Consider the following 12,496-nt stretch of genomic DNA (forward strand, 5'->3'; position numbering starts at 1 on the left):
TTACACCTTTATTAACAAGTTAGATTTAGACCCTAACTTGATTTTAAATCACCCTAACCTCTCGTCAGTCCTATCCTCTGGTACTCTTGCTACTTAGGGTTTGCTGAATAATTGATCGCCAGCCAAGAACAGGTGCGATCGATATATTCAAGCAGAGTTAAATATAAGTTTTTTCTGTATCGAGTCCCCCCAATTATAATTGGGGATTATCTTCAACCTAAAAACAGGTGTTCTGTTTCCAAATAGACAGAAAAACACACAAAAAACCCGGCGCCACCAGGTAGCAAGGTTCATGACTAAAAAAGTAATTGCAATAACTGTACCAGATGTATTATCGAGTTTAGCCATTACTCGATTCAGGCCGAATCTTCGTTTACGCAAGTCCCAAATTTGCCCTCTATCGCATTTCTAATTCTTTCATCATCTGCGGCTTGCTTCTTTTTTTCTTTACTGACGTTTGCTGGCGGTCTTCCGTCATGAGGCCCACTGATTCTAATTCCTCTTTCTTTACACCAAGCTCGGTTTTCTCTTGTTCGATAAATTCGATCTGCATGAACTGACTCACCGATAGTATCCTGTGAATCTATAATAAGCTTCTAAAGAGTGCTTTTAAGTCTCCTGATTCGTTAAAATTATCCCAGCTCATCCTGTTTAAAAATACATATCCTTCAAAGCAACTGGCTGATAGTTTGGCTCGCCTCTCTACGCTTTTTCCGGCTTTTCCTCTGACTATCGGACGGATATGGGGTTGGCTTAAACTTACTATTCTATCCTCAATACTCTGTTTATTGTTGTCAAATAACCATTGCTGTTGGCGAGCTACTTCTGTGAGGACTAGCAAGGTTTTATATTGCTTTTTATTCAGACATCCTAGGCTCGCACCTGAATCGATTAACTGTTCAATATGAGCCTGGTTTCTTTTGATGTATTGAAGTTGTTTTTTAATTACCTGTCTTCTTTTGTTGCGAGTGGGTCGTCTTTGCGAAAGCTACTGCTAAGTAGTCTTTTCTTGCTAAATTACGGTAGGTTCTTGGTTTTTTATGAATTTTTTATTTGATTTGTTTATACAGGATGTCTATAATTTTTTCTGTATGAACTCTGGCTCTGTTTAATAGTCCTAAGTCGGTCGGATAACTAATATCGGCTGGGGCACAGGTTGCATCTATGATTAATTTTCCGCGATTGGGTGACTCATTTTTTCCGTCCGAATCCTTTTTTTTTTCGGGTGGGACTGGCGTGATTTCTCGCATTTTTTCGACCATGCGTTCGTTCACTTTATTAATTAGGTTGGGACTAATTCTTTGGCGAAAGTGTACTAATAAGGATGGGTCAAATGGTAGTTCATTGCTGTAGCTTGATTGACCGATGAAGTATTGTAGATAGGGGTTTTCTCGGATCTGTTCTACTGTTTCGCGATCGCTGATTCCCAGTTTTTCTTTGATAATTAATGCCCCCAATGCCATCCGAAAGGATTTGGCAGGTGCACCATGCGCTGCGGGGAAGTTGGCCGCATATTCTGATTCAAATTCCGACCACGGGACTATTTGGGCCATTTTTACCCAACGGTTGTCCGCTGACAATTTAGACCCGTTGGCTAGTTCAAAGTCTAAGGCTGGGAGGGGAGCAAGCTCAGCTTTTCTGTACACGATCGCAGGTGGTGATGCACGGGTTTTGATCTATTTTACCTGTTTATTTTGCACTTTACCCTCGATCTCGATCTCCCATAACCCAAGCCACGTCAAGTGCGATCAATATATTCAGCAAGCCCTACTTAAAAACTGTCCGAAGTATTGCTAGAAGGGAGTGGAGTTTATTGCGACTACCGTTTGAGCGCAAGCAGCAACAATTGCAGGATGCTCGTGTTTCAATCCCTAGAAGGGAGTGGAGTTTATTGCGACCCGTGCTGTGTCGATCGCGATTTTGGTAAATGGCGTTTCAATCCCTAGAAGGGAGTGGAGTTTATTGCGACCCTTGAACAACTCCCGGATGCACCGGGCAATCACTCGCTGTTTCAATCCCTAGAAGGGAGTGGAGTTTATTGCGACTGATGAAAGTTGCATATTTAAACTTAAACTTAGACTCTAGTTTCAATCCCTAGAAGGGAGTGGAGTTTATTGCGACCGACTTAAAGCGCCACTCGTCTTGCGACTCATCCCGCGTTTCAATCCCTAGAAGGGAGTGGAGTTTATTGCGACTGTGAGAGAGCCTCGGTAATTTGTTTGTCGCTAATTGTTTCAATCCCTAGAAGGGAGTGGAGTTTATTGCAACAGTGGCAAGGCTTGAGAAACTGAGGTCGGCAGAATCTTAGTTTCAATCCCTAGAAGGGAGTGGAGTTTATTGCGACTCCTCCTAGTTCACCTCCAAAATGTGAAGAAATGTTTCAATCCCTAGTAGGGAGTGGAGTTTATTGCGACTCGTATTGGCGCTAAAATTCGCTCTACTTTCAAAACGTTTCAATCCCTAGTAGGGAGTGGAGTTTATTGCGACTCGAACTTGATATTTATCGCTCGATTACTTTCGTTGGTTTCAATCCCTAGTAGGGAGTGGAGTTTATTGCGACGCTCGTACTTGTGCTCGTTATGAATCTTATATGTTTCAATCCCTAGTAGGGAGTGGAGTTTATTGCGACTTTTTATGATGTCCCCGATCGCCTTTCCTTCTCTGTTTCAATCCCTAGTAGGGAGTGGAGTTTATTGCGACTTTACCCTTTTTGTAACGCTCCCACATTTTCTCCGTTTCAATCCCTAGTAGGGAGTGGAGTTTATTGCGACCCAGAGCCAGCATCCGAATCAACAATGGTAATTTCTGTTTCAATCCCTAGTAGGGAGTGGAGTTTATTGCGACTTAGGGAGAGTGAAAGGTGAAAGGACAGAAGAGCCGTTTCAATCCCTAGTAGGGAGTGGAGTTTATTGCGACGTAATTAGTTCGGAGTTAGGGAAGCTTGGCTGGTGTTTCAATCCCTAGTAGGGAGTGGAGTTTATTGCGACGTGGCACCACTACGCCACGCTCCCACTTGCTGATGTTTCAATCCCTAGTAGGGAGTGGAGTTTATTGCGACCAGGATTAGAACTACCTGGAAAGCTTCGATCGCCACAGTTTCAATCCCTAGTAGGGAGTGGAGTTTATTGCGACTAAGGGGGGGCTTCTCACTTAATATAAGTCATTATGTTTCAATCCCTAGTAGGGAGTGGAGTTTATTGCGACATTTCAAATGAACGTATAAAACCTTGAGCTGGAGGTTTCAATCCCTAGTAGGGAGTGGAGTTTATTGCGACACGGTCGCACTCCTTGGGGATTGGGCGGAGTTATGTTTCAATCCCTAGTAGGGAGTGGAGTTTATTGCGACTCACACAGTTAGATTTTTCGCGAGGGGGAATGCGTTTCAATCCCTAGTAGGGAGTGGAGTTTATTGCGACGACTCGATTATCCTGCAAGAACTCCTCGATTTCATCGTTTCAATCCCTAGTAGGGAGTGGAGTTTATTGCGACCAGACAAAATCTTCGCGCGGATGTACTGCAAAGTTTCAATCCCTAGTAGGGAGTGGAGTTTATTGCGACAATATTGATTAAGGAGAGTATTCCCACATCAAGCCTGGTTTCAATCCCTAGTAGGGAGTGGAGTTTATTGCGACTTTAAGAAACTGGGAATGGTTGCAATCGATGAACAGGTTTCAATCCCTAGTAGGGAGTGGAGTTTATTGCGACTTGTTGGGTCTGCTTCCCAGAGCGTCCTGATTCGGTTTCAATCCCTAGTAGGGAGTGGAGTTTATTGCGACGTGCGGTTGAGAATGCCTTTTGCCCCTGGGGAGTTGTTTCAATCCCTAGTAGGGAGTGGAGTTTATTGCGACTTCGCAGTTCAATCTGGCTGTAATCAGCTTTAAGTAAGTTTCAATCCCTAGTAGGGAGTGGAGTTTATTGCGACATTGTCTTTGATATGCGATTAAATTCTCCGCAACTTGTTTCAATCCCTAGTAGGGAGTGGAGTTTATTGCGACTAGGAATTTTGGCGGCCGGACACGGTAGATCCAGCAGTTTCAATCCCTAGTAGGGAGTGGAGTTTATTGCGACACAATCACAAACCGCGATGCTCAGATTAGTTGCTTTGTTTCAATCCCTAGTAGGGAGTGGAGTTTATTGCGACCTGATAGACCCAGCCAAAAACTTTCTAATAGCCGTAGGAGACAGTTTCAATCCCTAGTAGGGAGTGGAGTTTATTGCGACTTGACAGAATCTATTTGGCTAAGTATGATTATGTTTCAATCCCTAGTAGGGAGTGGAGTTTATTGCGACATCCGGTACTAAATCAACAATTTTAAGGATTGCCGTAGTTTCAATCCCTAGTAGGGAGTGGAGTTTATTGCGACAGAACTTAAAAGTCAGAAAGTAGGATTAAGAATTCTGTTTCAATCCCTAGTAGGGAGTGGAGTTTATTGCGACTTTAGTTAAAAAGTTAAAGAAGGCGAAAAATAATGTTTCAATCCCTAGTAGGGAGTGGAGTTTATTGCGACTCGAATCACGTGCATAGCGAGATTGACACAAAATAAATGTTTCAATCCCTAGTAGGGAGTGGAGTTTATTGCGACCGTAGAGCAATCTGTTAAGGCCGCTGTCGGTTTCGTTTCAATCCCTAGTAGGGAGTGGAGTTTATTGCGACATACCCAATTCGAGTTTTCTCGACAGAGTAGCTAAAGTTTCAATCCCTAGTAGGGAGTGGAGTTTATTGCGACAATAAATTAGTTTACTGGCAGCGGAACGAGATTTGAGTTTCAATCCCTAGTAGGGAGTGGAGTTTATTGCGACCGAATTAAGTACGACTGACGGCGTTGATAAAATCAGTTTCAATCCCTAGTAGGGAGTGGAGTTTATTGCGACAATGAAACCAAAGACAGTTGATCGAGCCGTGCCAGGTTTCAATCCCTAGTAGGGAGTGGAGTTTATTGCGACGTAAATGCGATTGCAAATGGGATTCTTGAGGTTTCAATCCCTAGTAGGGAGTGGAGTTTATTGCGACTTAAGGTAGTGCAGATCACTCCGGCGGGTGCGATCGATGAGTTTCAATCCCTAGTAGGGAGTGGAGTTTATTGCGACTGAAGATAGTCAGAAGGTCTATCTTTTCCAATGTTCCAGTTTCAATCCCTAGTAGGGAGTGGAGTTTATTGCGACTTTATGAAAGTTTGAATTTGCTTATTGTTGATGAGTTTCAATCCCTAGTAGGGAGTGGAGTTTATTGCGACCCTGACTGGGAAGGTATAGAGGAGATGAAAAACTTTTCGTTTCAATCCCTAGTAGGGAGTGGAGTTTATTGCGACTGAAGATGACGACGGCAGCAATTAATTGATAGTGTTTCAATCCCTAGTAGGGAGTGGAGTTTATTGCGACGCAAGATTGCCGTCCCGAACGACGCGGGTCCTGACACGTTTCAATCCCTAGTAGGGAGTGGAGTTTATTGCGACAATATTGAAACAAATCTGCCTAACAAAAACATTAGTTTCAATCCCTAGTAGGGAGTGGAGTTTATTGCGACGCAATCTGCTCTGCCATTTTTTGCGCTGTGATTTTGCCTGTTTCAATCCCTAGTAGGGAGTGGAGTTTATTGCGACTTTAAGGTATTCCAGAGTAGTTGCTTTACGAGCTTGGTTTCAATCCCTAGTAGGGAGTGGAGTTTATTGCGACTCAGAAAACTTACTAATTAATATAATATTATGTGCACGTTTCAATCCCTAGTAGGGAGTGGAGTTTATTGCGACTGGGAAACCATGAATAATATCATCAACACAAGGATTCCGTTTCAATCCCTAGTAGGGAGTGGAGTTTATTGCGACTTATCAAAGCTGTTCCCGGTCGCTGATTTTTAATGTTTCAATCCCTAGTAGGGAGTGGAGTTTATTGCGACATGAAGGGCACGCACTGGCAAAGGAAGAATGCAAGGTTTCAATCCCTAGTAGGGAGTGGAGTTTATTGCGACTTGAGAGTCGCTGACTTCAATATATCTAATCAGTGATGTTTCAATCCCTAGTAGGGAGTGGAGTTTATTGCGACCGGATATCCCTGTAATGCTTGCCGTGTTTAAAGATGTCGTCTGTTTCAATCCCTAGTAGGGAGTGGAGTTTATTGCGACGCAGACCATTATCTCAAGATTGGGTATCTACTAAGTTTCAATCCCTAGTAGGGAGTGGAGTTTATTGCGACTCATTTGATGCTGTCGATGATTTCTTTGGAGGAGAGTTTCAATCCCTAGTAGGGAGTGGAGTTTATTGCGACGAAAATGAACTGCGGGTCATCTGGCAATGCTTCTTTAGTTTCAATCCCTAGTAGGGAGTGGAGTTTATTGCGACGTGATTGCAGAGTGATTGCAGTGATAGCAGAGTGATAGCAGTTTCAATCCCTAGTAGGGAGTGGAGTTTATTGCGACTTTTTAAAGCATTTGCTGGGTATGATTTTGAAGGTAAGTTTCAATCCCTAGTAGGGAGTGGAGTTTATTGCGACTCTTTCACTCTTTCTTGAGGCTTATGTATGAGTTTCAATCCCTAGTAGGGAGTGGAGTTTATTGCGACATGATAACTAACTAATTGTTGATAATATTATTATGTTTCAATCCCTAGTAGGGAGTGGAGTTTATTGCGACCTCGCCTAGTAACTGGATGTAGTCGAGAATCACCAGTTTCAATCCCTAGTAGGGAGTGGAGTTTATTGCGACTCGAACAGGACGCCGACCTAGCAATTTGCCTTTACCGTGTTTCAATCCCTAGTAGGGAGTGGAGTTTATTGCGACTAGATTAATTGTGGGAAAAACAAATGTCAATCACTCGGTTTCAATCCCTAGTAGGGAGTGGAGTTTATTGCGACAAAACAGCGACAACTGCAAACCAACAGGAATGGGCGCAGGTTTCAATCCCTAGTAGGGAGTGGAGTTTATTGCGACCTTATCAACGGAATCTCGATCGCGCGTAATGGGGCGTTTCAATCCCTAGTAGGGAGTGGAGTTTATTGCGACTCATAAACATCATGCCAAACTTTATTAAGTGCCAAGTTTCAATCCCTAGTAGGGAGTGGAGTTTATTGCGACTAAGTTATTCGCGGACTGGAATCGCCTTAACTCGTTTCAATCCCTAGTAGGGAGTGGAGTTTATTGCGACAGAATCCAGAACGGGGGAAGCGACGCTACTTCATTGAGTTTCAATCCCTAGTAGGGAGTGGAGTTTATTGCGACCAGCAAACGCCAAGGGTTTGACAGTGTTTTTTGGCTCAGTTTCAATCCCTAGTAGGGAGTGGAGTTTATTGCGACCTTGCGTGGGCTACAGGTTATGGACAGACTACGTATGTTTCAATCCCTAGTAGGGAGTGGAGTTTATTGCGACGCGCAACTATAGAGAAGATTTAGTCCCTATAGTAAAAAGTTTCAATCCCTAGTAGGGAGTGGAGTTTATTGCGACGAGAAAGCCAAACCCCAGGCGCAAGCCCACACCGGGTTTCAATCCCTAGTAGGGAGTGGAGTTTATTGCGACTCATTCATTTAGAAGCGCGGGTAACATCCGCGTGTAGTTTCAATCCCTAGTAGGGAGTGGAGTTTATTGCGACAGGAGCTTTACCGCGCACGGGAACCAGCGGCCAAGTTTCAATCCCTAGTAGGGAGTGGAGTTTATTGCGACAAAAATTACCGACGCTTTTAGCTCTGCGTGGTACGAGTTTCAATCCCTAGTAGGGAGTGGAGTTTATTGCGACAATGGATTCGCAACCCGATCGTCTGCACCGACCCCGAAAGTTTCAATCCCTAGTAGGGAGTGGAGTTTATTGCGACAGGCGATTTCGGTCAACCTTTATCTGGTTAGCAAAGTTTCAATCCCTAGTAGGGAGTGGAGTTTATTGCGACTTGCCCCACTACTAAAGGTGGAAAGCCACCATTTAGTTTCAATCCCTAGTAGGGAGTGGAGTTTATTGCGACTTTTTTTACCAAACCACCAATCAAGGCGTCTAAGTCGGGCAGTTTCAATCCCTAGTAGGGAGTGGAGTTTATTGCGACAAATCACACAACTCCTGACGATAATCAGTGAATTGTTTCAATCCCTAGTAGGGAGTGGAGTTTATTGCGACTAAACCGCCGCGCCTTCCCGGTAAACCTACAAAAATAAGTTTCAATCCCTAGTAGGGAGTGGAGTTTATTGCGACCGGATTTGTTGACCTTTGGTTTTGAGGTACTGCGATCGGTTTCAATCCCTAGTAGGGAGTGGAGTTTATTGCGACGCGATCGGCGCGACCTGCTAGCAAAAGTCGCACGTTTCAATCCCTAGTAGGGAGTGGAGTTTATTGCGACTTAACTGTATTGCAATGGCAGATGATGACAACAGGTTTCAATCCCTAGTAGGGAGTGGAGTTTATTGCGACTTTCCCAAGAATTGCTTGGTTGAACCCGCAATATTTCCTGTTTCAATCCCTAGTAGGGAGTGGAGTTTATTGCGACTAGGTTTGCATTGTCGGATGATCGAGCGAATCCATTCGTTTCAATCCCTAGTAGGGAGTGGAGTTTATTGCGACAAAATAGACTACCCTACTGCTGCAAAAGAAAAGATTTTCGTTTCAATCCCTAGTAGGGAGTGGAGTTTATTGCGACACGAAAAACCAACAGCAGAAGCGCCAGAGACGAGAGTTTCAATCCCTAGTAGGGAGTGGAGTTTATTGCGACATTATTAAGGGGGGAATTACCCAAAGTGACCCGTTTCAATCCCTAGTAGAGAGTGGAGTTTATTGCGACTTCTCTATCCCAATGAAGTCAAATTAACTACAGGTTTCAATCCCTAGTAGGGAGTGGAGTTTATTGCGACGCTGTCGGGGTAGCCAACATCTCCCCACTCGAGTTTCAATCCCTAGTAGGGAGTGGAGTTTATTGCGACTCAACTTCCACCACTTCTAGTTCGGCGTAGGGAAGTTTTGTTTCAATCCCTAGTAGGGAGTGGAGTTTATTGCGACTGATAGCGTTCCCAGCTTCCAGCGGGAGACTTTTTGTTTCAATCCCTAGTAGGGAGTGGAGTTTATTGCGACTTCCTGGTCCATTTTTCGCCCTCCAGTTTGATACGTTTCAATCCCTAGTAGGGAGTGGAGTTTATTGCGACAGTTTTGAAAAACTACCACCAACTCTAAGCGCACGTAGTTTCAATCCCTAGTAGGGAGTGGAGTTTATTGCGACTCAAGTGATTCATAAGTAATCGAACGGTTGTCAATGTTTCAATCCCTAGTAGGGAGTGGAGTTTATTGCGACTTATTCCTGCCGTGGGATTTTCTCTCGTTGTCAGAAGTTTCAATCCCTAGTAGGGAGTGGAGTTTATTGCGACTTAGGAGGATTCTTCGATGAATATTGATCAAGAGTTTCAATCCCTAGTAGGGAGTGGAGTTTATTGCGACGCATCAGAAGTATAAGCAAACCAATACTCTTTTCCGTTTCAATCCCTAGTAGGGAGTGGAGTTTATTGCGACTATCGATCTGCATCAATTGCTTCTTGGTGTTGGAGCTTGTCGATGTTTCAATCCCTAGTAGGGAGTGGAGTTTATTGCGAATCAAGTGATATTAAATCTGATATTTCTACCCAAGTTTCAATCCCTAGTAGGGAGTGGAGTTTATTGCGACTACCGTCGCTATGTTATAGGTCACGCTCCGTCCCCCGGTTTCAATCCCTAGTAGGGAGTGGAGTTTATTGCGACTGTGATTTGCATCATCATTGATATCTCATATTTCTGCGGTTTCAATCCCTAGTAGGGAGTGGAGTTTATTGCGACCGTACAGCGCGCCCATTGCCTCGAAAGCAGGGTTTTTACAGTTTCAATCCCTAGTAGGGAGTGGAGTTTATTGCGACGGGGTCGTCGTCGAGGTCGGGGAACGGTCGAAGATGTGTTTCAATCCCTAGTAGGGAGTGGAGTTTATTGCGACCGAAACAGAAGTTGAATCGATCGTATCAGTTCAGCAGTTTCAATCCCTAGTAGGGAGTGGAGTTTATTGCGACTGTGTACGACGCAGTTAAATCGGTTATAGAAAGTTTGCAGCGTTTCAATCCCTAGTAGGGAGTGGAGTTTATTGCGACCGGTTGATGCGCTGCGGCGTAACTGTTATAGGGGCCGGTGCATCCGATTTCTGGAGTGGAGTTTATTGCGACCGGTTGATGCGCTGCGGCCGCCTTATCACCGAGATACTCAAGTTTCAATCCCTAGTAGGGAGTGGAGTTTATTGCGACGCCAGCCGATTGACCGACGGATGATTTGGACTCAATCCGCGTTTCAATCCCTAGTAGGGAGTGGAGTTTATTGCGACTCACGCCTTTATTGTTCTGTGCAAGAGGTTTTTAGTTTCAATCCCTAGTAGGGAGTGGAGTTTATTGCGACGCTGGAAGTTTCCCCCGGTGTCGAATTGGTGCGGAGTTTCAATCCCTAGTAGGGAGTGGAGTTTATTGCGACTGAGTGTCCGAGTTGCGGCGCTGTCCACGCTTTGGTTTCAATCCCTAGTAGGGAGTGGAGTTTATTGCGACCGGTATTTTCCCGTTGTATCACAAAAGCTATACAATGAGTTTCAATCCCTAGTAGGGAGTGGAGTTTATTGCGACTTGGCAGTTTTCCAGCAAACAACTGGCGAGATGAGTTTCAATCCCTAGTAGGGAGTGGAGTTTATTGCGACTTAAGTTGGTTGAGTTCTTGCTCGATTGGATCGGAGTTTCAATCCCTAGTAGGGAGTGGAGTTTATTGCGACGCATATTTTGACTATCAGCAAATCTCGGTGCAGCGAATTGTTTCAATCCCTAGTAGGGAGTGGAGTTTATTGCGACTTGAAAAACTTTCTTGGTTTTCATCAGAAACAACGTTTCAATCCCTAGTAGGGAGTGGAGTTTATTGCGACTTGCCGGCGTTGCGCTCCCCCAGTAGTTGTAGGTAATCTAAAATGTTTCAATCCCTAGTAGGGAGTGGAGTTTATTGCGACTTAAAGAACTGATTCCTCTGTCGTCAGATCGCCAAAGTTTCAATCCCTAGTAGGGAGTGGAGTTTATTGCGACGAGTAAATGTGTACGACGCAGTTAAATCGGTTATAGAAAGTTTGCAGCGTTTCAATCCCTAGTAGGGAGTGGAGTTTATTGCGACAATAGAGGGAGATGAGGGCGAGGTGAAAAATGAGTTTCAATCCCTAGTAGGGAGTGGAGTTTATTGCGACCTTTCCGCAATATCTCGAAATAATCCCTAATTGACTTAGTTTCAATCCCTAGTAGGGAGTGGAGTTTATTGCGACCTAGGAAATGTCAGCCTCCCTCTTAGCGTTTAGGCAGTTTCAATCCCTAGTAGGGAGTGGAGTTTATTGCGACGCAAGCCCTTGGCTGGAGAGTAATTGACTTTTATCCAGTTTCAATCCCTAGTAGGGAGTGGAGTTTATTGCGACGCGAAATAAAACCAAACAAACGCCATCTACTCACATGTTTCAATCCCTAGTAGGGAGTGGAGTTTATTGCGACTTTTCCCAAACCGGGATGGATAGCAGATAAATTGTTTCAATCCCTAGTAGGGAGTGGAGTTTATTGCGACTAGATAAAGCACTAGCGCCCCGATATTTTTGGCGTTGAATATGTTTCAATCCCTAGTAGGGAGTGGAGTTTATTGCGACTCTAGGTTTAATCAATGTCGCAAGCGCGGAATTGGTTTCAATCCCTAGTAGGGAGTGGAGTTTATTGCGACTTGACGTACCGTTTGTAGCCTTGGCGCAGATAGTTTCAATCCCTAGTAGGGAGTGGAGTTTATTGCGACAGGAAGGCATAAGCCTCGATTTACCCCTGAAGAGTTTCAATCCCTAGTAGGGAGTGGAGTTTATTGCGACTTGGAAGAAGCAAACTCAGTCAAGCCGCTGCTCAAAAAATGTGTTTCAATCCCTAGTAGGGAGTGGAGTTTATTGCGACTCGCCCCGACGGCAGCATCGAGGAAATACCCGACGTTTCAATCCCTAGTAGGGAGTGGAGTTTATTGCGACAGTAGCATCGCATTGCTCGGTATCACTGGTCAGGGTTTCAATCCCTAGTAGGGAGTGGAGTTTATTGCGACTCTAACGCCGAAACGCCCTTCGGGGCGTCTGCCGGGTGGTTGTGTTTCAATCCCTAGTAGGGAGTGGAGTTTATTGCGACTCAATTGATACCCCCCCGTGAAAATTAAGCAGGTTGTAGGTTTCAATCCCTAGTAGGGAGTGGAGTTTATTGCGACCGAACTGGTGAAATAGTTCATCAACGGGAATCGTGTTTCAATCCCTAGTAGGGAGTGGAGTTTATTGCGACTTAATCGCTACCTCGAAGGGATACGTGGCGACATGAAGGCAGGTTTCAATCCCTAGTAGGGAGTGGAGTTTATTGCGACTCCTTAAGAAAGGTGTCTGACGCTGATTAAAAGAAGTTTCAATCCCTAGTAGGGAGTGGAGTTTATTGCGACAATTTTGAGGCATTTATCGGATTTATGCTGGGATGCGGGTTTCAATCCCTAGTAGGGA

General features: G+C 44.5%; 1 pseudogene and 2 CRISPR repeat arrays (1 of these 3 cut by a window edge). The pseudogene reads right to left on the bottom strand.

Going from position 1 to position 12,496, the window contains the following annotated elements:
- Positions 1 to 147: 147 nt before the first annotated feature.
- Positions 148 to 1,646, bottom strand: a pseudogene (locus QUA97_RS18935) (IS5 family transposase).
- A 215-nt stretch (positions 1,647 to 1,861) separates the two neighbouring features.
- A CRISPR array of direct repeats spans positions 1,862 to 10,071; the repeat unit is 37 nt; unit sequence GTTTCAATCCCTAGTAGGGAGTGGAGTTTATTGCGAC.
- A 112-nt stretch (positions 10,072 to 10,183) separates the two neighbouring features.
- A CRISPR array of direct repeats spans positions 10,184 to 12,496; the repeat unit is 37 nt; unit sequence GTTTCAATCCCTAGTAGGGAGTGGAGTTTATTGCGAC (it continues 10,613 nt past the right edge of the window).

The sequence above is a fragment of the Microcoleus sp. CZ3-B2 genome (assembly GCF_036705055.1).
In the GTDB taxonomy this organism is placed as follows: Bacteria; Cyanobacteriota; Cyanobacteriia; order Cyanobacteriales; family Microcoleaceae; genus Microcoleus.